A 24,714-nucleotide genomic window follows, 5' to 3' on the forward strand; every position below is an offset into this window, starting at 1 on the left:
TCCATACAGGCCATGTAAGCGTGTTCAACGGATGTTTTTGTCTCTACTGGTTTTCACAAATAGTCATTGGAAACATTCTGTTTCTCAACCTTTTGATTGTGAAATTATTATCATTGTTCGGAATCCGCGCTGAAAAAAGTTTTTTTGAGATAATTTTTATGACGAAAATATGCATGGTCGTTTAACGTCCCTGTTCGATAGATTCCCGCATTATCACGCTGATCAATCTGCATAAATCCGCTTACTAATTGTTGAATCCGACTGAATCAGCGATTAACTTTGAATATTCAAGCGATAAGATTATTTTGCTCGATTCAAAGGGCTGAAATCGTCCCGGTTAAATGACGACATTTCAAAAATGGATCCTTAGGGCACAGATTGCACCGCAAACTCAGATTTACATTTACAAAAAAAGCACAATACTCTGAAGTATTGTACTTTTCGCGTGTAACGTTTCATAGGAAATCATCAAAATTCATTTCATCCAATGAAGAGACCTTATAGACTTGCGCTTCCAAAGCAACAAAGTCGAAGTAGTGGTTTACCGTCGTCTTCATGATATCCCGGATCTGTTGGTAATAATGGGGAGGGACAGTATGCTTCCAAGAAAATTCCTTGAAATAGCGATAGATATCGTCGACTTTGATGTTCTCGTAGCCCAGTTGATTGAACTCAGTTGCTTTCAGTTTGAACCAAGGCTCCAATTGAGCATATTGCTTCTCAGATATATTCGGCATTCGCCGTCCCTCCTTTCCGATGAATCAAATCGTGTTACTCTTCGCTTTTGTCTTCTTGTTCTTGCTCTGATTCGGTTGCTGAATAATCTTCGACAATCGCATCATCAGTTGTGATTGTGGCAACCTTTGAAATACGTGAAATAGAACGTTTTTCAAAAGTCAGGAAGATCCCTTCACAATCCAATACGACTGTGTTATCAGCGGAATTGATTTCTTCGACAATTCCGTGCAGGCCGCCGATGGTGACTACTTTATCCCCTGGCTTAATTTGACTCAGCATATCTTGCGTTTTTTGCGCTTGTTTCTTTTGTGGTCTGATCAGGATGAAATACATTACGCCGAACAGCACCCCATAAAAGGCAATCATGATTACTGTATCCATACATTTTCCTCCATCTGTGGATTATTTTTATCTATCATCCACTTTACCAAACTTTAGGATAGACTACCACCCAAAACCTAAAACTTCTTCGGATTTTCAACGTTGAAGCCATATTCTTCCACAAACGCTTCCCTGAATTCCAACAGATTGTCATCCATGATGGCTTGGCGCACATTTTTCATCAGGTTTATCAAGAAATGGAGATTATGATACGAGGTCAAGCGCAAGCCAAATGTTTCATCAGCTTTGATTAAATGACGAATGTACGCACGTGTATAGTTTTTGCAGGTGTAGCAATCGCATTTTTCATCCAATGGACGAAAATCCCGTTCATATTTCGCATTTTTGATGACCAAACGACCGCTGCTTGTCATACAAGTGCCGTTCCGCGCTATACGGGTGGGCAAGACACAGTCGAACATATCGATTCCGCGGATGACGCCGTCGATCAAGGAATCCGGCGCCCCTACGCCCATCAGATACCTTGGTTTGTCCTCAGGCATGACTGGCGTCAGGTAATCCAGCACACCATTCATTTCTTCTTTCGTTTCGCCGACCGAAAGTCCACCAATCGAATAGCCTGGAAAATCCAAGGAAATCAGTTCTTTGGCGCTCTGCAGCCTTAAATCCTTGTAGCCTGCTCCTTGGATTATTCCGAACAAGCCTTGTTGATTGGGCTTTTTGTGGGCTTCAAGGCCACGCTCTGCCCATCTGGTCGTTCTTTCGACAGATGCTTTGATGTAATCATAGCTTTCGCTGTAAGGAGGGCATTCATCAAAACTCATGATGATGTCGGCACCCAGTTGATTTTCGATGTGGATCGCTTTTTCCGGTGACAGGAACATTTTCGAACCGTTCAGATGATTGCGGAAATGTACACCGGCCTCAGTGATCTGTCTGTTCTGGCTTAATGAGAAAACCTGGAAGCCGCCTGAATCGGTCAAAATCCCTCTGTCCCAATTCATGAATTTATGCAGGCCTCCTGCCTCTTCCACCAAGTCTGAGCCCGGTCTGAGCCAGAGGTGATAAGTATTGCTCAGAATGATCTGAGAGCCCATCGCTTTCAATTCTTCAGGAGCCATCGTCTTCACGGTGGCTAAAGTTCCTACCGGCATAAACATGGGTGTTTGAAAAGTGCCGTGGGGGGTGATGATTTCTCCCAAGCGCGCACCTGTATGTTTTTCTTTTTTGATAAGGCGATAACGAATCGCTGGTTCAGTCAATGTATTCACTTCTTTCTTATAGATATCCGGCAATCAGTATACCACAGTCGCACACTATTTTCTTGTATTCGCTACTAAAAAAATACAATCCGAAAGTTTCGGATTGCATTTTCTGATTCGTAAGGATATAGGCAAAAGCACGTTCACCAAGATTGAATCTTTTTGTAATCGGCGCTGATGGTTTTTGTCACTTCATCGCCGCCACCGCAGGGATATTCGATGCTGGCTGGCACCGATTCCGCGAACAACGACAAAAGACGGCGCATATCCACCAACCCGGATTCCAGTCCGGATAAAACAATTCCGCTGTCCGTGATGGCAACGTTCTTGATGTGGATGTAGGTTACCGCTTCGCGCATTTGCTCTGCCGCGGCGAAGGGATCGCTATCGATGTAAACGAAATTGCCTGTGTCAAAAGTCAGTCCGATGTCCAATGAGGCTTTGCGGGTTTCTGCAATGAAACCCATCAGGACAGGCGGGCTACCCTTCTTGGTGCTCTGATCATTTTCGATTGTCAGATGGATGGGATAGGTCGTCAACAATTCGCGTAATTCTTCAGCCAACTTGGATGTAAATCCCCGGAATTCCCCCAAAGTAAGTTTCAGTTGGACTGCGTTCAATAGGGAAGCCTCTTCAAAATAGCTGCTCAGCTGTCCGTTCAACGCACCCTCTGTAAACAGTTCTGCCGGGACGGAATAGAACACCTTCAAACCCAAGTCAGCGGCTTGCTGGGCTATTTCCTTCATTTCCGTTTTGCCGGATAGAATGTATTCTCTTCTGACTTCCACAATCGGGAAGCCCATTTCCTTGATTTCCTTCAGTATTTCTTTTTGTTCCACTTTATTGTCCGCAGCTCTGTGCATGTACGCTAAAGTGTTCAATCCGATCTCTCTGGGCATCCATCTGTCTCCTTCAATTTCCTATTTGTGGTCAAAGTCCGGCCTATCGAGTATTTCTTTGGCAATGACGGCTCGCATCAACGCTTTTTGATTGCCGGAATATTTTTTCTTCTTATGAATGGTGGATTTCTCCATTCTTTTGGCAGTCTTTAATTCTTTTTTGTCTTCAGAAAAGACGGTGAAGTCATCGGCCAACCCCACGGCAGGATCCATATTATAGTCCGTAAACACTTGTACTTCAACGGTTTCATCCGCAGGTTCCGTGTTCTTTTGGTCGCTGCCTGTTTTTGGCGGATTCGCGCGCAACAGCAACTGCCATAAATTCTCGCGGTTAACGAAAATCAGGATTTCCCTCCGCCAATTTCTGTTGGTCAAGATCCGGCTGACTTCCCGCAGATATTTTTCGGGCAGGCGCTCTTGAAAAAAACCATACACCTCTTCAGGCTTCAATGTAGCCAATTTTTTGATCAGTTGTTTCGCATTCTCATTTCCGGCACCGTCCAACGACTGGCGAAATGTCTGCTGCAGAGCAGCTGTTTGGGCTGTGCCCACTCGAAGTCTGGCGTTCTCCGATAGACGGTTTATCCTCTTGACTATCGATAGGAGCACAGAGAGAAAGAACACCAGGAAAAGGATCGGCAACAGAATCGGTAATAGAAATGCTAGGCTAGTCATTCCGGTTCGCTTCTATCTGTCGGAAACTCCGAAATGCTGCTCCTCATTTCAGTATCCGCTATGATATTTTTCATTTTATAATAATCCATCACGCCTAGGTTTCCATTGCGCAGCGCTTCAGCCAACGCCAACGGCACTTGCGCTTCGGCTTCAACCACTTTCGCCCGCATCCTTTGCACCTCAGCGATCATTTCTTGTTCTTCTGCGACCGCAAAAGCACGGCGCTCTTCTGCTTTCGCCTGAGCCACCCGCTTATCCGCCTCTGCTTGTTCCGCCTGCAGTTTGGCGCCCACGTTACGGCCGACATCAACATCGGCGATATCGATGGACAGTATCTCAAAGGCGGTACCCGAATCCAGTCCTTTTTTCAGGATCGTTTGGGATATGGAGTCCGGATTTTCCAGGACGGAAGTGTGCATCTTGGCAGATCCGACGGTTGTGACGATCCCCTCTCCGACACGGGCGATGATTGTTTCTTCTCCAGCACCACCGACCAATCGTTCTATGTTGGCGCGTACCGTTACTTTTGCTTTGGCTTTTACTTCAATCCCGTTCATAGCGACACCCGCAATGATTGGTGTTTCGATGACTTTTGGGTTAACACTCATTTTCACTGCTTCCAATACATTACGGCCGGCCAAATCGATGGCAGCCGCTTTTTCAAAACCTAAATCAATATCGGCACGCTGCGCCGCAATCAGCGCGTCGATGACCATATTAACATCTCCGCCAGCAAGATGATGCGCCTCCAATTCATTTATATCAATTATCAGTCCCGCTTTTGTGGCTTTTATCATCGGCTGTACGATCATAGAAGGAACCACCCGCCGCAGTCGCATGCCGACCAGATTCGAAATTTTGACTTTCACTCCCGAAAAGTAAGCCGTGATCCATAGACCAACCGGCACAAAGCGGAAAAATAAAGATAAAAACAGTACGACAAACAATGCAATAAAGATGAGTCCTATCAATCCTTCTGTCATTTTCCATCCAACTCCTTGACTGTAATTTTGACCCCTTCAACCTGGATAACTTGAATCTGTTTCCCTTCAAATATAATCTTCCCGTCACTGACTACGTCGAGCACCACATCTCCGATAGAGACTTTGCCCGCAGGCCGCAGCGTCGTCGTTGCTGTACCGGTCATTCCCAAGAATTCGGAATAGTCTTTGCTGGACGAATACCCGCGCTCACGATTCAGGGATGTATCCAAAATCAATTTGCTGCGGTCCGGCAGGAATTTATAGCCTTTTTTCAACAGCACAGATGTCGCTATCCCGGAAAAGATGATCGCCAAACTGACATCCAGCACACTTTCCAAAATACGCTCATTGTTCAAAAACAGGCCTGCCACGACCATCAGGAAACCCGCGATCCCCACCAACCCAAAATCGGGTATGAACAATTCAACCACCAACAACATGATCCCGAACAGGAACAACAACAAAGTCAGCCAGTTACCGCTTCCGAAATACAGGAAATACAACAAAAAACTTAGGATGGCCGCACCTCCGAAGACATAATATCTCGAAGTGAACAGCATAAAAACCAGACACAGAAATCCAATAACCAAAAACAGCAAAATGAACGCCTCCTTCGGCTTTGTTCCGATAAAAGCAATAAACGGCCACACTCGTGAAGTTAAAAATAAGAAAATTTATATTATCATTTTACCGCAAATACAAAAATAACAAAAGGAAATCCCTTTCAGGACTTCCTCTCTGCGTACTGACTTGTCAAATTATTGTTGAAATTCAGCGAGATCGATGGTCTGGAATCCGACCTGATTGCCCACCAACGTCACCGTCACCGCCTGATTTTCATGGATATCGCCCTTTATGATGGCACGCGCCAAGGGATTCTCGATCTCAGCTGAGATGAATCTTCTGAGCGGCCGAGCGCCATAAATTGGATCGTAAGCATTATCTGCTATCCAGGCTGCAACCTCATCAGAAACGGAGAGCTGGATCTGTTTGTCCGCCAGCCGGCCGGATAGTTCCTTGACCATTTTGACGATGATCTTTTTGACGTCCTCTTTACTTAATGGCGTAAAGAGGATGGTATCATCAATCCTATTCAAAAATTCAGGCTTGAACGATCCTTTCAATACTTTCATGACTTCATTGGCCACTTCTTCCGGAATCGTACCATCGGACTGGACGCCTTCCAACAGGAGCTGCGATCCAATGTTACTGGTCATGATCAGAACGGTGTTTTTGAAATCGACTACGCGCCCCTTCGAATCGGTCAAGCGCCCATCATCCAATACTTGCAGCAAAATATTGAATACATCCGGGTGGGCCTTTTCGATTTCATCCAAGAGAATGATCGTATAGGGACTTCGGCGGACCGCCTCCGTCAATTGGCCGCCTTCTTCGTAGCCGACATAGCCAGGGGGCGCCCCGATGAGTCGAGAAACCGAAAATTTTTCCATGTATTCGCTCATATCGAGCCGCACCATATGTTCATCGGAGTCGAACAAATTTTCCGCCAAAGCTTTCGCCAATTCCGTTTTCCCGACCCCTGTAGGCCCCAGAAACAAGAAGGATCCGATCGGACGGTTAGGCGACTGCAGACCGGCACGCGAACGCAGAACGGCATTCGTGACGCTTTCCACCGCTTCCTCCTGGCCGATGACCCGTTTATGCAGCGTTTCCTCCAATTTCAGGAGTTTGTCCCTTTCGCCCTCAACCAGCTTCGTCACCGGGATGCCGGTCATCCGTCCCACAACTGTTGCGATTTCGTTCTCGGTCACTGATTCCTGGACAAGATTGCCTTCTTTATTCCTGCGGGTTGCATTCTCTTTTTCGAGAGCCGCCAATTCCTTTTCCATCTGCGGGATGCTGCCGTGGCGCAAAACTGCTGCCCGTTCCAGGTCATAGTCTGCTTCCGCATCCTCCAACTGCCTGCGCGCGTCCTCCAGGTCCTCCCGTTTGGCACGCAGCTTTTCGACCTCTTCCTTTTCGTTGCCCCATTTCATGCGCAATTCGTTTGATTCTTCGCGCAGATCGGCCAACTCGACTTGCAGCGTCGCCAATCTTTTCTTGCTCTGATCATCGGATTCCTTCTTCAGGGCCGCTTCTTCTATCTCCAGTTGCATCAGTTTGCGGCTCACTTGATCCAACTCGGTAGGCATCGAATTCATTTCCACTTTTATGTTTGCGCACGCCTCATCGACAAGATCGATTGCTTTATCGGGCAGAAACCGGTCAGTGATGTAGCGATCGGATAAGGTCGCTGCCGCCACAAGGGCATTGTCATGGATGTTGACGCTGTGGTGGATTTCGTACCGTTCCTTCAACCCCCTTAAGATGCTGATTGTGTCGGCGACTGTCGGTTCTTTCACCAATACCTTCTGGAATCTCCGCTCCAAGGCCTTGTCCTTCTCCAGATTTTGGCGGTATTCATCCAAAGTAGTCGCTCCGATACAGTGCAATTCACCTCTCGCCAGCATAGGTTTCAGCAGATTGCCGGCATCCATGCTCCCCTCGGTTTTCCCTGCCCCGACGATCGTATGGATCTCATCAATGAAAAGGATGATGCGGCCGTCGCTTTTCTTCACTTCTTTCAATACCGCTTTCAGGCGTTCCTCGAATTCTCCGCGGTACTTGGCTCCCGCAATCAATGAGCCCATATCCAACGAAAAGATCGTTTTGTCCTTCAGGTTATCCGGCACGTCTTTTTTCACGATCCGCTGGGCCAAGCCTTCCACGATGGCGGTCTTGCCGACGCCCGGTTCGCCGATCAGTATCGGGTTATTTTTTGTTTTGCGCGATAAAATGCGGATGACATCCCTTATTTCTTCGTCCCGGCCAATGACCGGATCTTGTTTCCCACTCCTGACCGCCTGCACAAGGTCTATGCCATACTTTTCCAATGCTTCATACTGATCTTCCTGATTCTGCGAAGTCACTCGGTCTCCACCTCTCATATCCTTGATTTTTTCGGCGATGATTTTTTCAGTCAGGCCTTGATTTGCCAGAAATTTGGTCAATGGATGATTTTTCAGTGTCATCAAACTCAAAAGTACTGTATCCGTGGAGATGAAGTCATCCTTCAGCTCCGAACGCTTGCGGTCGGCTTCCAAAAAAAGGTTGTACAGATTCTGGCTGAATGTTTGTCCATACTGTACAGAAGTCCCTTCAATCACTACTGATTTGTCCAGTTCCTTATCAACGGCCGATTCAAATGCATCGACTGCAACCCCTGAATCAATATAAAAATTACGCGCAAAACTATCCGGCTGCAGAAATATTTTCCACAGATGCGCGACATCGATGGTCTGGTGCTTGCGCACCATGGCGATGCGTTGCGCTTCCGCAATTGCCTCCTGCAGTGCTGTCGTCATTTTTTCCATTTCCATGTTAGTACCTCCTCGAAATTCTACTGCTTTGGCGCTTTATAGGACAAGTATACGACCATGGTCAGAATTGGTCAAATTATAACGTAAAAAAAAAGAGCAACAAAGGAAATTTCCTTTGTTGCTCTTCTCATCATCGGATTCCAAGCGCGATGCGTGCATATCGGGACATTCTGTCTGTTGTCCAGGCAGGGTACCAAACCAATTTCACTTGCGTTTCGGTTACTTCAGGAACGCTTTTCAAAGCACGGTGAATTTCATCGGTGATGACATCCGCCAATGGGCAGCCCATCGTTGTCAGCGTCATTTTGATCAGGCAGAACCCATCCTGTTCCAACTCCACTTCATAGATCAAACCCAAATTGACGATATCTATTCCTAATTCAGGATCTATCACTTGCTCAAGCGCCGCTAAGACGCGTTCTTTTATGCTATCCAATTCTTCTTGCGAATATTGGGGATTTATTTCTTCAGTCATTGCATACACCTCTAACCTTTCAGGATTAATTTGATGATAACAGTTTGTGCGCAGAAATTCAATGTTAATATACGTTCCCCAAAAATACAGCCATTTCCTCAAAAATAGCGTAAGGAACCCGATGCCCTGCGCCTTCTGTGGTACGGAAGCAAATGTTCTCCGCAAAAGCTTCCTCGCTGATGGAGTTGACGAACTGAGCCATCTGTTGGTACGGAACGCTTTCGTCGGCTGTGCCGTGCCAAATGTAAAACGGCGTGTCCACGAGCGACTCCGGATGTTCTTTGAGGCTCAGGCTTTCAAAAGGCGCCATCAAGGATTTGACTTTCTCATCATCAATCGGCGGCAAGCCTTCCACCCAGCGGGACTTCAATGCCCAATAGGATAACCCAATAGGATCCGGACTGCCCATCAGGCAGGCTGCCGAATGGATCCATGGATATTGCGTCAAGGCGATGCAAGTGGTGATGCCTCCCATCGAAAGTCCTGTGACCGAAACCTTGTCTCTTTTTGCCAATCCCGCTTCGACGTAAAACGCTACAAGATCAGGAAGTTCCTTGATGTTTTGCAGGACTACCGACCAGAATTCTGCTGCCGGTTCACCAGCATAGGCTTCATCTTTGCGTTCACCATGACGATAGGCATCTGGAATGACAACCCGCATGCCGTTGCTGGCTAATGCATAGCCCGGCTCCAAACCTCTTTCCTTTTGGTTCGTGATACCATGGTAAAAGAACGCGAGCGGAATAGTCTTGTTTTTCTTGTCTTCCTCTACGATTTCCAGAATTGGTATATTATTTATGATTTTTCTTTCGATTACGATCAATTGGATCCCTCTTTTTCAGCTCTGATTGGCTGCTATAGGCAAAAATATTTTTCCAGATAGATGGCTAAGCCATCCTCATGATTCGTATGCATCGTTACATCGTCGGCAATACTCTTTAATGCCGCAATCCCATTCTGCATGACGACACCATGTCCGGCAAAGCGAATCATTTCCATATCGTTATCCTCGTCACCAAAGGCAAGAATATCTTCCCGCTTGATGCCGTAGTTATTAGCGACCACTTCAACGCCAAGCGCTTTTTGGACACCAGCGGATACGATCTCAAGACAAGGCATCGTGCCACCCCATGTGCGGATTTCAATGGAATTCCCATAACGCGCCAAAATCCGGTCACGGATGGCTTCCAAATTTCGTTCCTCCGAAAATACATTCATGGAAGTAGGATTTTCCGACAGCGTATCCTTAGAAGTGATTTGCGTCGCCAGCAAATTTTTAGGGAAATATTCGTTGGCAGGCAACGTTGCGGTGGATGCAAAAAGTTTATTTTTGCCTTCTACACAGATGAAGTCGATTCCCATCTCTTCACGTTGTTCGATCAGATCCATCGCAAAATCTTTGTTGAGCGTCTTATGGTAATAATTGATCCAGTTGCTGTCATGGGGATTATGGCATAAGGCACCGTTGAAGTTCACCAACGGTGTGGTCATCTTGAGCGTCTCATAAAATTCTTTGCTGTTTCTGTAAGGACGGCCAGTTGCGATCATAACCAGGTGATTATCTTTTTGTAACCTTGCCAGCACATTTTTGGTCCGATCGCTCAACAACGACTGATTGTTGAGTGTAGTTCCATCCAAATCTAAAGCGATTAATTTTTGTTTCATAATTCCTCCTGCGGTTTCCGCTACAGAGACGAATACTCATTCGATCCCAAGAGACGGAAATTTGCTTTTTAATTCTGCTATCATGACCTTTGCGATATTCGATCCGATCACGAGCATTTCGTATAATGGTTTAACATCCGTTGTCGAGCGGCCCAAAAGTCGAAGGAAAATCTCGCCATCCCCCGCCAGGCAAAGTGTATAATAAAAAGTTTTGGTTTGGTTCAATTCATTGATCAGTTCCAACAGGTTCACTTTATCAGCATAATTATTCAGGTAAGCCAATTTTCTGTAGCTGATCTGAAAATCACTTTCGGCCTCATCTTTAGCGATGACTACACCAAACGGCAAGGAATGTTCTTTATCGAGATTGAATTTTCCTTGATACAAATACTGACCATTTTGGATGGGATGACTTTTCAGTGGCATGCCTTTTTCTTGGAATTTTTGATCAAGCGCTGCTAATATCGTCAAAACTATCACTCTTTTCATATATAGTGCTACAAGTATAGCACATTTTTCCCAAGAAAAACGTTTCTCACGGTATACAAAAAAGGTCCGGAACCGAAGTCCAGACCTTTCCGTATGATATGCGGAATATTAACGACGTTTTTCTCTGATACGAGCAGCTTTTCCGTGTAATGCGCGCAAGTAATAAAGTTTTGCACGACGCACTTTACCGAAACGAACAACTTCGATTTGAGCTACACGAGGTGTGTGCAATGGGAATGTACGTTCCACACCTACACCGTTGGAAATTTTACGTACTGTATATGTTTCGCTGATTCCGAATCCGCGACGTTTGATAACTACGCCTTCGAATAATTGGATACGTTCTCTTGTTCCTTCGACTACGCGAGCGTGGACGCGAACAGTGTCTCCTGGACGGAATGTAGGGATATCACTACGTAATTGTCCTTGTGTAATTGCTTCAATCAATGGTAATTGACTCATGTTTTTTTCTCCTTCCAACCGACATTCATACACAATCATTCTGCACAGCGGAATATCGTATTATGGAGCAGTCTCTCTGCTCACCTGTAGAATTCTACCACAATAATTTTGACGTGTAAAGTATTTTTCGTTTACATTGTTTGAATTTTAAAACGCACTATTGCGCTTAATTATCAGCCTTTTCTTCCAGCAGTATCTCCGCCAACCAGGCTTGCTGTTTTTTTGACAAAGTAATCTTTCCCAACATTTCCGGACGTCTCAGCCAGGTTTTGCGCAAAGATTCTTTTTCTTGCCAATCAGCGATTTTTTGGTGGTTGCCGCTGAAAAGCACCTCAGGGACGACATCCCCCCGGAAATCGCGCGGTCGCGTAAATTGTGGATGCTCGAGCAAGCCGGTCGAGAAAGAATCCGTCTTGTTCGATTGTTCATTGCCCAATACTGCCGGCAACAGCCGGACTGTAGCGTCGATCATGACCATCGCACCCAGTTCGCCTCCGGTCAGAATATAATCACCGATCGAAACTTCATCCGTTACGTGTTGCTTGATACGTTCATCGAAACCCTCGTAATGGCCGCAGATGAAGACAAGGTGCTCTTCTTCGGCAAACTCTTCCGCCAGTTCCTGATTGAAGGTTTTTCCGGATGGATCCAAAAGGACAATCCTTTTTTTGGTTTCAGGCGACTGGACCTCGATGTCCGTCAGCGCGTCCACGATCGGTTGCGCCCGCAGCAACATGCCTGCTCCGCCGCCGAAAGGATAATCGTCGACGGAATTGTGTTTGTTTTCGGAATAATCGCGGAAGTTCGTGCAAGTGATCGAAACACGCCCGCTCTCGATCGCCTTTCCGATGATTGACTCGGATAAAGGGCCTTCGAACATCGCCGGAAACAATGTCAATACATCTATCTTCATCAGTCCATCATTCCTTCTAGAATGTGGATTGTGACTTGTTTATCTTCCAAAGATACCTTTTCCACTACGGAAGCGATATACGGAACCAATAAATCTTTACGGCCTGGTTGGGATACAACCCACACATCATTCGCCCCAAGCGGCAAGATTTCTTTGATGATACCCAATTCTTCGCCGGCATCACTGACGACGGACAATCCGATGATCTCATGATAATAGAACTCATGATCCGAAAGGTCCTCCAACTGTGTTTCGGAAACCCGCAGGATTCCCCCTCTGAACGGCTCGACCTCTTCGATCCGGTTATATCCCTCGAATGTCAGCATATTGAAATTCTTGTGAACGCGGTGGCTGGCTACCTTCAGAGTGATTGGCTCACTGTTTTCGCGGAACAAGTAGAGCGTAGCCCCTTTTTTGTAGCGTTCATCCGCAAAATCAGTGCTGGAAATGACACGCACTTCACCCTTAAGCCCTTGCGTGTTCACAACTTTTCCTACATCATAAAATTTTTCCATTTTTCACCTCTCCTTACATAAATCGCACTGTCAACGTTTCTGTACATAATAAAATAGAAGGGATAAGTGCTACAATTGTATCATCATCCGCTTCTATCTATTCGCTATTAAGTTAGGCATCCACCGAATGGAAACGACCGGATCCGCAATTGAAGCGGATTATTCGGCCCCTTCGATCACAAGGCGGACACGTTTTGTGCCTTTGGTTCTGACACTGTATACAATTGTACGGATCGCTCTGGCGACACGTCCCTGTTTCCCGATCACACGGCCGACATCCTCGACATCAAGATGCAAGTGATATTCCATGAACTCACTTGTCTCTTTGATTTCGATGGACATCTTATCATCGTGGACGATCAAAGGTTTGACAATTGCCAGGATTAAATCTGAAATTTCAGGCATTTAAACCACCCTTTTATTTAGCTAACTTAGAGTCGTGGAATTTTTTCATAATACCTTGTTGAGAAAGTAAGTTACGAACTGTATCAGAAGGTTGTGCACCTTCAGCTAACCATTTCAAAACTAACTCTTCGTCAAATTTAACTTCAGCTGGTTCAACAACTGGATTGTATGTACCTACTTTTTCGATGAAACGTCCATCACGTGGAGAACGTGAATCAGCTACAACGACGCGGTAAAAAGGGTTTCTTTTAGAACCCATACGTTTTAAACGAATTTTAACTGCCATTTATATAACACCTCCATATATCTATATCTCACATTTTTATATATTACCAGTTTTCCATTTGCTTGTAAAGTGTTTTCTCTTTACACTTGAAATTATTTTTTCTTTTTCTTCTTTTTGTTCATCCGTCTGGCCATTTGCTGCATGGCCATCTTGCCCATCTTGCCTTTCGGGCCTTGTCCAAGGAGACCTTCCATCCCTGCAAAATTGCCTTTGGACATCTTGTTCATCATTTCCCTGGATTCGTTGAACTGCTTGATCAGACGGTTGACTTCCGCCAATGATCTTGCGGAACCTTTCGAGATCCGTCTGCGTCTGCTCTGCGACAGAAGCTCAGGGTTTTCGCGTTCAGCGGGCGTCATCGAAAGCACGATTGCCTTCATGTGGGCCACATCTTTGGGATCGATCTTCATTTTGTCCAGTCCCGGAACGTTGCTCATGCCCGGAATCATCTTCAGGAGGTCTTCAAGCGGCCCCATGTTGGTGACTTGATCCATCTGCTCGATGAAATCATTGAAGTTGAAGGTATTCTCACGGATTTTCTCAGCCATTTCTGCCGCTTTTGTCTCATCAAAATCTTGTTGCGCACGTTCGATCAGCGTCATCAGATCGCCCATGCCCAGTATTCTGGAAGCCATGCGTTCAGGGTAGAACGGTTCAAAGTCTTCCAGTTTTTCGCCTTGACCCGTAAATTTGATTGGCTTACCGGTTACGGAACGGATGGATAGCGCAGCCCCACCGCGTGTGTCCCCGTCCAATTTGGTAAGGATGACACCGGTTATGCCGAGCTGTTCATTGAAGGATTGCGCCACATTGACGGCATCCTGTCCTGTCATCGCATCTACCGTAAACAGGATTTCTGTGGGATTGACGGCAGCTTTGATGTTCTTCAACTCTGTCATCAGCACCTCATCCACGTGCAGTCGGCCAGCCGTATCGATGATGACCAGATCGCGTCCATCGAGTTTGGCTTGTTCAACTGCCTGCTTCGCTATATCGACCGGATTTGCTTCGGTACCCAATGCATAGACCGGGAAATCCAATTGTTTGCCCAATGTCTGCAACTGATTGATCGCTGCTGGACGATAGACGTCGGCTGCGACCAGCATGGGGCGTTTGTTCTCTTTTTTCTTCATGTAATTGGCTAGTTTCCCGGCCGTGGTGGTCTTACCTGCACCCTGCAGGCCGACCAGCATTACGACAGTCGGTGGCTTGGCAGAAAATTGGAATGGTTCCTGCTGCCCGCCCATCAATTCCGTCAGTTCTTCGTTGACGATTTTGATGACTTGCTGTGTCGGCGAAAGCGACTCGAGCACATCAGAGCCCAACGCTCGTTCATTCACTTTTTTGACGAATTCTTTTACGACTTTAAAATTCACGTCAGCTTCCAGCAAAGCCAGACGTACTTCACGCATCATTTCCTTCAGATCGGCTTCCGTAATTTTACCTTTTTTGCCGATTTTGGTCATCGCACCTTGGAGACGCTCGGATAACCCTTCAAATGCCATATTTGCCACTTCCTTACTGTTTATTCGTCTTTGTCATCCAGTTCTTCCAGATTGTTGATCAAGCTCTGCAAAGTTCTGTCTGCGGGATATTTTTCTTCGGCATAGTTCGCCAATTCGTCCAATTTTTTGTTTCGAAGGCTATAGTTTTGCGCCAATTTCAATTTCTGTTCATAATCCATCAGAATTTTTTCGGTGCGCTTGATATTATCGTACACTGCCTGCCGGCTGATCGCGAATTCTTCGGCGATTTCGCCCAACGAATAGTCATCGCCATAATACAAAGAAAGATAGCCTTTCTGTTTGTTCGTCAACAGGACATTATAGAATTCATAAAGAGTATTCATATTATTGGTTTTTTCCAGTTCCATCAGAATACCTTCCTTCTCGTACGGATTGTCAAGAAAAAAACTTTACACTTCATTAGATTACCGATTTTGCTAAGCTTAGTCAACCATAAATTGCACTGATGCCGTGTTGCCGCAGCAAAAAGTAAGATCAGGCCGGCAATCGCAACGGGATTGCCGGCCTGACCATGCTTCTGTCGCCTTTTGCTTATGCAGCGTGCCTCATCGGAATGGGCAAACCGTTTCGTTATTTTTTCTCAAGCAGATCTTTAACCAATCCGTAGATGTACTGTTCCGGATCGAAAGCCTGCAGATCGTCCAAACCTTCGCCCAGACCAACGAATTTGACGGGTATATCCATTTCCTGGCGGATAGCCAGGATGACGCCGCCTTTCGCCGTGCCATCCAACTTCGTCAGGATCAAGCCGGTGACATCCGTCGTCTCCTTGAATTGTTTCGCCTGTATCAAAGCGTTCTGACCCGTCGTGGCATCCAGCACCAACAACGTTTCGGTTGCGCCGCCGGGGATTTCCCTTGCGATGATCCGATTGATCTTCTCCAATTCCTTCATCAGGTTCACTTTGTTCTGCAGTCTGCCCGCTGTATCGATCAGCAGATAGTCGTAGTTTTCTTCTTTGGCTTGTTTCAACGCATCGTAAACGACGGAAGCGGGATCGCTTTTTGCATCGCTCGTCACGACCGGAACACCGACACGTTGTCCCCAAACTTCCAGCTGTTCGATTGCGCCGGCTCGGAAAGTGTCTCCGGCCGCCAATAAGACGCTATTCCCTTGGTTCTTCAACTGATAAGCGTATTTACCGATGGTCGTCGTTTTCCCCACTCCATTTACGCCCACAAACAGGATGACGGTCGGCCCATTTTCATTTATTTTGATGGTAGGCAATTCCGTCTGGCCTTTTTCATAGATTTCGACCATTTTTTCGATGATGACATTCTTCACTTGTTCTCCGGTGCGCACGTTCTTCATCTTGACTTCATCCCGCAGCACATCCGAAAGTGCCAACGTCATATCAAAACCGACGTCTGCGGATATCAGCGTTTCCTCCAAGTCGTCAAAAAAATCTTCATCCACCTCCCTGAAGCCGGCGAACAGTTCATTCATCTTATCCGAAAAGCTTTTGCGCGTCTTCTCCATGCCTTTGTCGAATTTGTCGATGACGATCTTATTTTCTTCGGTTACCGGTGTCTGAACGACATCTTCACCTGTAAATGCGCGTTTTATTCGATCAAATAATCCCATTTGAACACTTCCTCTCTAGTGGCAGCCTGTTTTTACGCAAAGACAAATGTTTCGATTGCGTGTGCGACGCCATCTTCTCCGTTTGTCTTCGTGACGAAGCTCGCCCGTTCCTTGATTTTATCGGGGGCGTTGCCCATCGCGACGCTTACGCCCGCAAAATCCAGCATCGCCAAATCGTTCTCTTCATCTCCGCAAGCCATGACTTCATCGGCAGTGATGCCCAGATGATTGCATAAAGCCGCGATGCCGTTGCCTTTGTCGACTTCGGGATGCATGACTTCAAACAGAAGCGGACGTGATTTCATCATCGAATATTTGCTGTAGAAGTCCGCCGGTATTTTGGCGATCGCTTCATCCAAAACAGCAGGCGCGATACAAAAAACAACTTTATTGAACGCATGTTGTTCCTGAAAGTCTTCGATCTTTTTTTCAACGAACGGCAAGCTCGAGCTTTGCAGGCTCTTGTACAAGGACTCTCTGCCTTGCGGATACTCCGGTTCGTATACAGACTCCAGATCCAGCATGTTCATCGGGATGTTCAGTTCCTTGCTCAAATCATAGAGTTCCACGATCTGACCGTAGTTCAGCACTTTTTGGGAAATGATTTCCGATGTTTTATTTTTTTGGACCAATCCGCCGTTATAGGTGATTGAGTAATCTTCTGCTTGGAGCAGGTCCAGTTCATCCACATAGTCTTTGATGCCCATAAGCGGGCGTCCAGTGCAAAGGACAATCTTCACGCCGGCTTCCCGAGCGCGGTGGATTGCCTGTTTATTTGCTTCACTGATTTTTTTGTCAGGATTCAACAATGTGCCATCCAAGTCGAGTGCTATCAATTTAATCATTTATCTTCATCCCCTTAACCTATGTCTTCGTAATCTTCAAATTTGACTGATGCCAGGCGGGATACGCCGGAATCCTGCATGGTCACACCGTACAATGCATCCGCTTCTTCCATCGTGCCTTTACGATGCGTGATCACGATGAACTGGGTCAATTCGGTTGATGCTGCCAGATATTTCCCGAAACGGGATACATTCGCTTCATCCAAGGCAGCCTCCACTTCATCCAAAATACAGAAAGGCACCGGTTTGACTTCGATGATGGCGAACAGGAGCGCAATCGCCGTGAAGGCTTTTTCTCCGCCGGAGAGCAAGCTGAGCTGCTGGAGTTTCTTGCCTGGCGGCTGCGCGACAATTTCAATGCCGGTCTCCAACAGGTCATTCGGATCTGTCAGCTCCAACGTCGCTTTTCCGCCACCGAATAATTTCGGGAAGGTTTTTTCGAATTGCTTTTTGATCTGGATGAAAGTCTCTTTGAAACGCAAGCGGACTTCATCATCCATTTCGTTCATCGTGTTCAGAAGGTTCCCACGGGCAGACAGCAGATCCGTTTGCTGTTCCGAAAGGAAAGTGAACCTTTCGGAAATGCGATCGTATTCCTCGATTGCACCCATATTGATTGGGCCCAGCCCTTCGATGTCCTTTTTCAACTGTTTCACTTGGCGGGCTGCCTCTTCGGGCTCTTGGGTCAACTGATGGTCCTGTTTCGCGGCTTCAAAGCTGAGACCGTACTCCTCGCTCAAATGCGCAAGGTGATGGTCGATGGCGATTTCGTAGCGCCCGGCATTCGTTTCCAGCTTGGCGTGCTCACTCCATAATTTTTGGAGATCCTTATTTTTTTCGTTCTGTTCGGTTTCCTGAACGGCACGATTTTGTTCGGTTTGCTTTTTCAGCTCCCGCAACTGTCTCAAATCTGTATCGAATCCAGCTTTTTCTGCAGTCGTGGACTTCAGCTGCGTCGTGATTTCTTGGATGGTCAGCGTCTCCGTATCGGCCAGCTTGGCGACTTGATCTTGTTTGCCTTTCAGCGAGCTGATGGCTTCCTGCTCCGTTTGGATGCGCTCAGTCGACAGTTTCACGTCACGCCGCAATTGCTTTTCCTGCTCCTGCAGGACCGCAAGCTCTTGGTCTGCTTGCTGCCGGTTTGACTGGACGCCCTGCAGCAGTTTCAAGCGCTCCTCTTCATCCAAGCTGGATTCGGCTATATCCTTCTGAAGCTGATCGATTTCGCTGTTGAGGACGAGCAAATTTTGTTGGGCTTGGGCCAATCGCGTTTGTCTGTCCTCTTTGTCTTCATAAAACATGCGCTTTTCATATTCATGTGCAGCCGATTCTTTTTCTTTCGTTGCGATTTCAGCTGTCACTTGCTGCAGGGAAGCTTCCCTTTGCTGCAGTTCGAACTGTTTGATTGTCGCTTTTTGGCGCTTGTCATCCAGTTCCTCCTGCAGACTTTGTTGCTGCAGCGACCATTTCTCTTGTTCGCGTTTCAGCTGATTGTATTGGACGGACAACTGTTGCACATAATCGGTCAGCTTGTTCAGATTGTTTTTACGGGCCAATAAGGATGCCTCTTGTTGACGCCTTGTCGCGCCACCTGTCATTGATCCGCCGGCATGGATGACATCCCCTTCGAGGGTCACGATCCGATAACGGCTCTGCAATTTCTTGGAGATCTGCAACCCGTCCTGGATATTCGACGCTACGATCGTTGTCCCCAACAAACTGCTGACGATTGCCTTGTACATTTCCTCATGACCGATCAGCTCATTCGCGATGCCGATATACCCGGGGCTGGCTTCCAATGTCGTCCGCACAGATGCAGGCAAAGACTTGCCCTGGATGACTGTCATCGGCAGGAAAGTGGCGCGCCCCAAGTGTTGGGCTTTCAGAATGCCGATGCATTGGGAAGCCGTGCGTTCGTCCGCGACCACGATGTGTTGCATCGTGGCTCCCAGAGCGATTTCGATGGCTAGGGTGTACTTTTCAGGAACTTGGATCAGTTCGGCGACAGGCCCACGGATACCGGGAACGCTTTCCCTTCTCCTCAGCATTTCCTTTACGCCTTGATAATAACTGGCATAGCTGTCATCCAACTCCTGTTGGCTTTCGCGACGGGCTTCCGCCTGCTGCAGATTCCGGGTTACGGTATCCAGCTCCGCGTTCAGTTGTTGGAGTTTGGAGACAAGCTGGAAGCTTTTTTGTTTGCAGTCCTGCAGTTCCGACTCTCGATTGGCATTTTCTTCCACAAACTGGACGTGTTCCTCATTCAACGATTGCTGTTTCGCCTTTAGTTGGCGCAGATTCTTCCTGATTTCGTCGCCTTTCGAAAGAAAACGGTGCTCCTGTTCGGTTGCGAGCGTCATTTCTTTTTCAAGATGGACGGTTGTGTTCCGGTTGCTGGATTGTTCCTGCAGCCTAGTGATGTAATCGTTCCGGAGTTGCTGGACAAGCTCCGCCTTATTTTGCGTCAGCTGGGCTTCCTTTTCGGAAAGGCTCGCTCTTTTTTCCGAAAGCTCTTTCCTCGCTTCCACTTTCGCCGCAAGTTCCGTACGCAAGCCTGCTAGATTGGCTTTTTCCGCCTTGATCAGCGCCTCTTTTTCAGCGATGATCTGTGCTTGCTCTTCTTGATTTTTTGACGAGTACATCGCCCTCTGTTGGAAGACTTGCTTTTGCCCTTCCAGCTGTTCCAATTTCTGGATGACAGTGACGTAGCCGGTCTGCAGTGTTTCCAACTGTTCGTCGCATACATCCAACTTTTGTTTCAGTTGCTGCAAAGCAGTCTGCGTGCTTGCTAAGGACCGTTCTTCCGTGCTGATTTTCCGGTCGTACTCGCTCAGCTCGCGTTTGCTCGTCTGCCACTGCGCATTCAGGCGCTCAATTTCGGAAGCGGTCAAAGCAATTTCGATCTCGCTTAATGACGCTTTTTTGTCCTTGTACGCCAAAGCCGTTTTCCGTTGGGTTTCCAGGGGGGCGAGTTGGCTGTTGATTTCGTGCAGGATGTCCTCAATCCGATTCAGATGCTCTTCCGTTTGGGAGAGCTTCCGTTCGGCGCTCGTTTTGCGGTTTTTGTATCTGGCTACCCCGGCAGCCTCTTCCAGGATGATCCTTCTGTCCTCGGGTTTATTCTGAAAAATCTGTTCCACTTTCCCTTGCGAAATCATGGAAAAAGAGTCTTTTCCGATGCCCGAATCCATCAATAATTCCGTTATGTCTTTCAATCTGCATGGCTTTTTGTTGATGAAACAGTCACTGTCGCCATTGCGGTTGTATCTCCTGGTGATGCTCACTTCGCTGAACTCCAGCGGCAGGAATCCGTCCTCGTTGTTCAGGACGAGGGTAACTTCGGCAATGTTGACAGGTTTGCGTGTCTGCGATCCGGCAAAAACGATGTCGTCCATTTTTTTCCCGCGCAGATTTTTTGCGGATTGTTCCCCCAATACCCAGCGGACAGCTTCCGAAAGATTGCTCTTGCCGCTTCCGTTCGGCCCTACTACTGCTGTCACACCTTCATCAAATTCGATCACGGTTTTGTCGGCGAATGATTTGAAACCCGACATTTCTATTCTTTCAAGATGCAAAGATAACATCCTTTCCGGTGAAACTTGCTTTTCATTTTTTTAGAGATTCCAAAGCATTTTGTGCCGCTTTCTGTTCGGCGGCTTTTTTGCTTGGGCCTTGTCCTTGGCCCATGACTTTTCCGAAAGCTCGCACTTCCACGTCAAACTGTTTTGCATGAGCAGGACCGTCTTCGTTCAGGAGGATATATTGGATATCCACGTCCCCATTTTTTTGCAGTTCTTCCTGAAGGCTGGTCTTGTAATCCATCACATGTGAAAAAGCATCCTCTGTTAACTTCATGATCATGACTTGGTTAATGAATTTTCTGGCAGCTTCGATTCCTTGGTCTAGGTATACGGCTCCGATGAATGCTTCGAATACATCACATAGCAAAGCCGGACGTTGCCTTCCGCCCATATTCTCTTCCCCTTTACCCAAACGGATATAGGAGTCGAAATGGCAGTCCTTCGCGAAAGCGGATAAGCTTGGCTCGCAGACGATCTGCGCACGCAGACGGGTCATTTTGCCTTCATGCCACGTATCATAGGTATGAAACAAATAATCGGAAATGACGACTTCCAAAACTGCGTCGCCTAAAAATTCCAATCGTTCATTGTCCTGCAATGCCAGATGACGATGCTCATTCACATAAGATGAATGGGTAAATGCTTCATGCAAAAGTTTCTCATTCCTGAAAACAATCGAGAAATCAATTGCTATTTGTTTGACTATTTTTTCCAATTCGTTCCCTCCTTTCCTTGAATGGACTCCTTGCTGTCAAGGTACTTTTGAAAATAGAGTCCTTTTTCATTATACGACAAATGCTTGCCATAAGCACGCAAATTTCGTTCTCGAACAGTCTGTCCGTTTTCATAAGAAAGAGGCTCAGACAAAAGTCCAGGCCTCTTCCTCCTTTCTGTTAAATAAACTGAGCGCGCTTTACCGGACTGGTTCTGCTGACGTCAGTTCGATGGTTTCCCAGCCTCTGGTTGCACCATAGCGGATATTGAAGTTCTTGACGCGGTTATTGACAGCAAAAATCTGCGTACGCCAGAAAGTGGGGATGACAGGAACTTCCTCAAACAGCAACGCTTGCCATTCTTGATAGATTTCCATCCGCGCATTTTCGTCCAAGGCAACCTCAGCGTTGATCTGATCCAATAAGGTGTCATTCTTTTCGTTGGTCCAACGGGTATAATTGAGAGAACTGGTACGACCAAACATTTCGGTCGGATTGGGGTCCATGCCTGTCCCCCAGGTTGCTTGATAGACATCGATAGCCGGACTGTCGGATGCAAGCATGTCATGGAACTTCTGATATTCAATTAATCTTCCTGTGGCGAGCGAGACATCCAAACCGATTTCATGCCATTGCTGGATATAGTAGGCAACAACCGTCTCCGTAGCGTCTCCCCCTGCCACGGCCGCAAAGCTGATTTTGAGCGGCTCTCCGTCCGGTGTTTCCCGAAAACCATCGCCATCACTGTCCAGATAGCCGGCCTCATCCAGCAAGCCTGCGGCTTTTATAGGGTCGTAACTGAAGCCCTTTGACTCATCCTCACTGAATCCTTCAAACGCTGGCGGAATCATAGCGTTTGCCGGTTGCTGCAGCCCGTCGAATAGCACCGCGGCAACAAATTCATTGTCCAGTGCATATGCCATCGCTTGCCGCAATGCCGCATTCGCCATTTTTGAACTCAGATTAAGGCTGTTGTTGCCTGATTTAACATCTTGGGATCCTAATTTGAACCCGATGTAAGTTGTCGCCAATTCTTCTCTGCCCAGCAAGGTTATATTGTCGAAATCTTTGTAGCTTTCGTAAGAACTTGCCGGCATGACAGCGACGTCGTAATTTCCTGCTTCCATTTCGGATACGATTGTTGCCGACCCGACTAATTCAACAAGGATATTATCCAGTTTCGGTTTCCCTTTCCAATAATATTCATTGGCTTCAAAAAGGACCGACTCGCCCGGAACAATGGCCTTGACCCGGAACGGACCCGTCCCTACCGGTTGTTCCCGCAGTTGGGACGACCTCATCATATCAGCTACAGGGACACGTTCCAGTTGGTGCCTTGGCAGTGGTTGGCTCCACAAGGCTCCTCCTGCCTGCATAAGGGACGGATTCAATTCTTTGAAAGCAATGGTGAGGTGCGTATCATCCAAAACTTCGATACCGGCAATCGTATCTGCAGTGCCTTCATGGTATTCGCTCATGCCCACGATAGTCGCAAAAGCCTCTCCATAAAGGGATCCGGCATAGTCCGGATGCCCGATCACCTCATAGGCATACAGGATATCATCGACTGTAAGTGCCGCTCCATCCGACCACTTCAGGTTATCCCGTAATGTAATCGAAACTGTTTTTAAATTTTCATTGCGCACAAACGTGGCCATGCCATCTTGCGTAAGCTGAAACTTCTCATCATACGTAAAAATGGATTCATGGGAAAAACCCATGAGTTCTTCGTCGTAAGCATCTTCGGAAAAAACAGGGCTAAAAATACCTTGGAAGGAGGATTCGGCAACCAGAGCATATTTCAACACTCCGCCGGCAATGGCAGGAGCATCGCTGTTCATGACAGTATCGAATTCTTGGATGACAGCTGATGAATTGGACAAGTCTCCGTCCGTTTGCAATAAGACATCCTTGTTTCCGCAACCCGCCAACAGCGCAGCCAACAAGAACGGAACAATCATTTTATTCAGCATACCTCATCCTCCTTATTATCCTTGTATTTGTTTAGCATCTGCCGCCCGCCGCAATGCTTGTCCGACATAAATGATGCACAACAACACTGCAAAGATGAGTGTGGATGCTGGTAACCATACCCATACATAATTTCCAAAGACTGTGGGGGAAATGGCATAGCGCAGCAGCTTGCCTATACTCGGCATGCTGTATGGTAACCCTAAGCCCAAAAAACTCAAACCTATTTCCATCCCGATATTCCTTGCCAAGGACATCGTCGTATTGATGATGACCAGGGAACTTAAATTAGGCAGGATTTCACGGAACATGATCAGCAAGTCACTTGTCCCTGCAGTTCTGGATGCCCGCACATAGCCATGTTTGGCCTCCGCACGCGTCCGGTTACGAAAAACCTTCGATTTCCCAGCCCAGCTGAATGCGCTCATAAGCAATATGAACGTAAAGAAATTGTATTCCGATACGATGGCTACCAGCACGAGAACCAATACACTTGCAGGAAGAACCATGATGGAATCAACAGAGCGCATAAGAAGGACATCCAGAATCCCCCCGTAGTAGCCTGAAAACAGACCCAATCCGATTCCGATAAATCCGGTCAAAACTGTCACGGCGGTCCCAGCCACTAGCGAGGTACGCGCTCCCAGCAAGAGTTGGCCCAGTATATCCCGTCCTGCTTCATCCGTCCCCAACAGATGGGTTTTCCCCGGCGAAGCATACCTGTTCAACAAGTCTACCTGCAGGACTTGACTCTCATCAAAAAAAAGAGAGCCAACAAAGACCAAAAACAAGAGCAAAACGAGCGTACCAAAAGCAATGACCGCAAACTTGTCTTTTCGGAATTCTCTTAGCATACCGCGGAAATCAACAACTATTTTGGTTTCCTCATTCACTTCGTGGCTCAAACGGTTCTCGCCTGCCGCAATGGAGGCAAGCTCCGTCTTCAACTCTTCCATTCTGCCTGCTTTCTTTTCTTCCTCCGTATTCAACATATCCCCCCTTCCC

General features: G+C 47.0%; 25 protein-coding genes. All 25 read right to left on the bottom strand.

Annotated elements, in window-relative coordinates; genetic code table 11:
- Nucleotides 1-455 precede the first annotated feature (455 nt).
- On the bottom strand, nt 456-737 hold the full coding sequence (locus AC0J5I_RS13490) for a post-transcriptional regulator (protein WP_107995795.1): 282 nt from the start codon (nt 735-737) through the stop codon (nt 456-458).
- Nucleotides 738-771: 34 nt separating this feature from the next.
- On the bottom strand, nt 772-1,119 hold the full coding sequence (gene yajC / locus AC0J5I_RS13495; RefSeq protein WP_106448688.1) for a preprotein translocase subunit YajC: 348 nt from the start codon (nt 1,117-1,119) through the stop codon (nt 772-774).
- Nucleotides 1,120-1,196: 77 nt separating this feature from the next.
- Nucleotides 1,197-2,342, bottom strand: coding sequence for a tRNA guanosine(34) transglycosylase Tgt (gene tgt / locus AC0J5I_RS13500; RefSeq protein ID WP_107996018.1), 1,146 nt, complete (start codon nt 2,340-2,342; stop codon nt 1,197-1,199).
- Between the two features lie 143 nt (nt 2,343-2,485).
- A complete protein-coding gene (locus AC0J5I_RS13505) occupies nt 2,486-3,241 on the bottom strand; it encodes a sugar phosphate isomerase/epimerase family protein (protein ID WP_475300941.1) in 756 nt (251 codons plus the stop codon).
- Between the two features lie 21 nt (nt 3,242-3,262).
- Nucleotides 3,263-3,916, bottom strand: a complete 654-nt coding sequence (locus AC0J5I_RS13510) for a hypothetical protein (protein WP_475300945.1) — start codon at nt 3,914-3,916, stop codon at nt 3,263-3,265.
- Nucleotides 3,913-4,899, bottom strand: coding sequence for a flotillin-like protein FloA (gene floA, locus AC0J5I_RS13515; protein WP_107995798.1), 987 nt, complete (start codon nt 4,897-4,899; stop codon nt 3,913-3,915). Before floA ends, AC0J5I_RS13510 begins: the two co-directional genes overlap by 4 nt.
- On the bottom strand, nt 4,896-5,498 hold the full coding sequence (locus tag AC0J5I_RS13520; RefSeq protein ID WP_107995799.1) for an NfeD family protein: 603 nt from the start codon (nt 5,496-5,498) through the stop codon (nt 4,896-4,898). Before AC0J5I_RS13520 ends, floA begins: the two co-directional genes overlap by 4 nt.
- A 159-nt stretch (nt 5,499-5,657) precedes the next feature.
- The gene (gene clpB, locus AC0J5I_RS13525) at nt 5,658-8,279 is read right to left on the bottom strand and encodes an ATP-dependent chaperone ClpB (RefSeq protein WP_107995800.1); all 2,622 of its coding nucleotides are present in this window, start codon (nt 8,277-8,279) and stop codon (nt 5,658-5,660) included.
- Between the two features lie 130 nt (nt 8,280-8,409).
- A complete protein-coding gene (locus AC0J5I_RS13530; RefSeq protein ID WP_107995801.1) occupies nt 8,410-8,754 on the bottom strand; it encodes a metal-sulfur cluster assembly factor in 345 nt (114 codons plus the stop codon).
- Nucleotides 8,755-8,818: 64 nt separating this feature from the next.
- Nucleotides 8,819-9,577, bottom strand: a complete 759-nt coding sequence (locus AC0J5I_RS13535) for a prolyl oligopeptidase family serine peptidase (protein ID WP_107995802.1) — start codon at nt 9,575-9,577, stop codon at nt 8,819-8,821.
- A gap of 32 nt (nt 9,578-9,609) precedes the next feature.
- The gene (locus AC0J5I_RS13540; RefSeq protein WP_107995803.1) at nt 9,610-10,419 is read right to left on the bottom strand and encodes a Cof-type HAD-IIB family hydrolase; all 810 of its coding nucleotides are present in this window, start codon (nt 10,417-10,419) and stop codon (nt 9,610-9,612) included.
- Nucleotides 10,420-10,455: 36 nt separating this feature from the next.
- Nucleotides 10,456-10,890, bottom strand: a complete 435-nt coding sequence (locus AC0J5I_RS13545; RefSeq protein ID WP_234402599.1) for a hypothetical protein — start codon at nt 10,888-10,890, stop codon at nt 10,456-10,458.
- A 126-nt stretch (nt 10,891-11,016) separates the two neighbouring features.
- On the bottom strand, nt 11,017-11,370 hold the full coding sequence (rplS, locus tag AC0J5I_RS13550; RefSeq protein ID WP_106448696.1) for a 50S ribosomal protein L19: 354 nt from the start codon (nt 11,368-11,370) through the stop codon (nt 11,017-11,019).
- A 166-nt stretch (nt 11,371-11,536) separates the two neighbouring features.
- The gene (gene trmD / locus AC0J5I_RS13555) at nt 11,537-12,283 is read right to left on the bottom strand and encodes a tRNA (guanosine(37)-N1)-methyltransferase TrmD (RefSeq protein ID WP_475300961.1); all 747 of its coding nucleotides are present in this window, start codon (nt 12,281-12,283) and stop codon (nt 11,537-11,539) included.
- A complete protein-coding gene (rimM, locus tag AC0J5I_RS13560) occupies nt 12,283-12,798 on the bottom strand; it encodes a ribosome maturation factor RimM (RefSeq protein ID WP_107995806.1) in 516 nt (171 codons plus the stop codon). The genes trmD and rimM overlap by 1 nt, the downstream gene beginning before the upstream one ends.
- Before the next feature lie 159 nt (nt 12,799-12,957).
- On the bottom strand, nt 12,958-13,203 hold the full coding sequence (locus AC0J5I_RS13565) for a KH domain-containing protein (protein WP_107995807.1): 246 nt from the start codon (nt 13,201-13,203) through the stop codon (nt 12,958-12,960).
- 13 nt (nt 13,204-13,216) lie between these two features.
- Entirely contained in the window at nt 13,217-13,489 is a 273-nt protein-coding gene (gene rpsP / locus AC0J5I_RS13570; protein WP_068560440.1) for a 30S ribosomal protein S16, read from the bottom strand.
- 92 nt (nt 13,490-13,581) lie between these two features.
- Nucleotides 13,582-14,994 carry a signal recognition particle protein gene (gene ffh, locus AC0J5I_RS13575; protein ID WP_106448699.1) on the bottom strand — a complete coding sequence of 471 codons (1,413 nt, stop codon included), beginning with the start codon at nt 14,992-14,994 and terminating at the stop codon, nt 13,582-13,584.
- Between the two features lie 20 nt (nt 14,995-15,014).
- Nucleotides 15,015-15,362, bottom strand: a complete 348-nt coding sequence (locus tag AC0J5I_RS13580) for a putative DNA-binding protein (protein WP_086628138.1) — start codon at nt 15,360-15,362, stop codon at nt 15,015-15,017.
- A gap of 223 nt (nt 15,363-15,585) precedes the next feature.
- Nucleotides 15,586-16,599, bottom strand: coding sequence for a signal recognition particle-docking protein FtsY (ftsY, locus tag AC0J5I_RS13585; protein ID WP_107995808.1), 1,014 nt, complete (start codon nt 16,597-16,599; stop codon nt 15,586-15,588).
- A gap of 32 nt (nt 16,600-16,631) precedes the next feature.
- Entirely contained in the window at nt 16,632-17,444 is an 813-nt protein-coding gene (yidA, locus tag AC0J5I_RS13590) for a sugar-phosphatase (protein WP_107995809.1), read from the bottom strand.
- Nucleotides 17,445-17,458: 14 nt separating this feature from the next.
- Complete coding sequence (smc, locus tag AC0J5I_RS13595) at nt 17,459-21,019, bottom strand: chromosome segregation protein SMC (RefSeq protein WP_475300974.1); 3,561 nt, start codon at nt 21,017-21,019, stop codon at nt 17,459-17,461.
- A gap of 31 nt (nt 21,020-21,050) precedes the next feature.
- A complete protein-coding gene (gene rnc / locus AC0J5I_RS13600; RefSeq protein ID WP_107995811.1) occupies nt 21,051-21,740 on the bottom strand; it encodes a ribonuclease III in 690 nt (229 codons plus the stop codon).
- A gap of 198 nt (nt 21,741-21,938) precedes the next feature.
- Nucleotides 21,939-23,711 carry an oligopeptide ABC transporter substrate-binding protein gene (locus tag AC0J5I_RS13605; protein ID WP_107995812.1) on the bottom strand — a complete coding sequence of 591 codons (1,773 nt, stop codon included), beginning with the start codon at nt 23,709-23,711 and terminating at the stop codon, nt 21,939-21,941.
- Nucleotides 23,712-23,726: 15 nt separating this feature from the next.
- Nucleotides 23,727-24,563 (bottom strand): ABC transporter permease, encoded by an 837-nt coding sequence (locus AC0J5I_RS13610; protein WP_475305732.1) that lies wholly within the window; start codon nt 24,561-24,563, stop codon nt 23,727-23,729.
- Between the last annotated feature and the right edge of the window lie 151 nt (nt 24,564-24,714).

This window comes from Trichococcus sp. TS_SC_9 (assembly GCF_056156325.1).

What these genes read in the sequence shown, in the direction of transcription:
- AC0J5I_RS13530 (WP_107995801.1), bottom strand. Translation starts at nt 8,754, where the DNA reads ATGACTGAAGAAATAAATCCCCAATATTCGCAAGAAGAATTGGATAGC.
- AC0J5I_RS13510 (WP_475300945.1), bottom strand. Translation starts at nt 3,916, where the DNA reads ATGACTAGCCTAGCATTTCTATTACCGATTCTGTTGCCGATCCTTTTC.
- AC0J5I_RS13610 (WP_475305732.1), bottom strand. Translation starts at nt 24,563, where the DNA reads ATGCTAAGAGAATTCCGAAAAGACAAGTTTGCGGTCATTGCTTTTGGT.
- AC0J5I_RS13565 (WP_107995807.1), bottom strand. Translation starts at nt 13,203, where the DNA reads ATGCCTGAAATTTCAGATTTAATCCTGGCAATTGTCAAACCTTTGATC.
- rplS (WP_106448696.1), bottom strand. Translation starts at nt 11,370, where the DNA reads ATGAGTCAATTACCATTGATTGAAGCAATTACACAAGGACAATTACGT.
- AC0J5I_RS13540 (WP_107995803.1), bottom strand. Translation starts at nt 10,419, where the DNA reads ATGAAACAAAAATTAATCGCTTTAGATTTGGATGGAACTACACTCAAC.
- yidA (WP_107995809.1), bottom strand. Translation starts at nt 17,444, where the DNA reads ATGATTAAATTGATAGCACTCGACTTGGATGGCACATTGTTGAATCCT.
- AC0J5I_RS13490 (WP_107995795.1), bottom strand. Translation starts at nt 737, where the DNA reads ATGCCGAATATATCTGAGAAGCAATATGCTCAATTGGAGCCTTGGTTC.
- clpB (WP_107995800.1), bottom strand. Translation starts at nt 8,279, where the DNA reads ATGGAAATGGAAAAAATGACGACAGCACTGCAGGAGGCAATTGCGGAA.
- ftsY (WP_107995808.1), bottom strand. Translation starts at nt 16,599, where the DNA reads ATGGGATTATTTGATCGAATAAAACGCGCATTTACAGGTGAAGATGTC.
- rpsP (WP_068560440.1), bottom strand. Translation starts at nt 13,489, where the DNA reads ATGGCAGTTAAAATTCGTTTAAAACGTATGGGTTCTAAAAGAAACCCT.
- AC0J5I_RS13580 (WP_086628138.1), bottom strand. Translation starts at nt 15,362, where the DNA reads ATGGAACTGGAAAAAACCAATAATATGAATACTCTTTATGAATTCTAT.
- trmD (WP_475300961.1), bottom strand. Translation starts at nt 12,283, where the DNA reads ATGAAGATAGATGTATTGACATTGTTTCCGGCGATGTTCGAAGGCCCT.
- rimM (WP_107995806.1), bottom strand. Translation starts at nt 12,798, where the DNA reads ATGGAAAAATTTTATGATGTAGGAAAAGTTGTGAACACGCAAGGGCTT.
- floA (WP_107995798.1), bottom strand. Translation starts at nt 4,899, where the DNA reads ATGACAGAAGGATTGATAGGACTCATCTTTATTGCATTGTTTGTCGTA.
- ffh (WP_106448699.1), bottom strand. Translation starts at nt 14,994, where the DNA reads ATGGCATTTGAAGGGTTATCCGAGCGTCTCCAAGGTGCGATGACCAAA.
- AC0J5I_RS13505 (WP_475300941.1), bottom strand. Translation starts at nt 3,241, where the DNA reads ATGCCCAGAGAGATCGGATTGAACACTTTAGCGTACATGCACAGAGCT.
- yajC (WP_106448688.1), bottom strand. Translation starts at nt 1,119, where the DNA reads ATGGATACAGTAATCATGATTGCCTTTTATGGGGTGCTGTTCGGCGTA.
- AC0J5I_RS13605 (WP_107995812.1), bottom strand. Translation starts at nt 23,711, where the DNA reads ATGCTGAATAAAATGATTGTTCCGTTCTTGTTGGCTGCGCTGTTGGCG.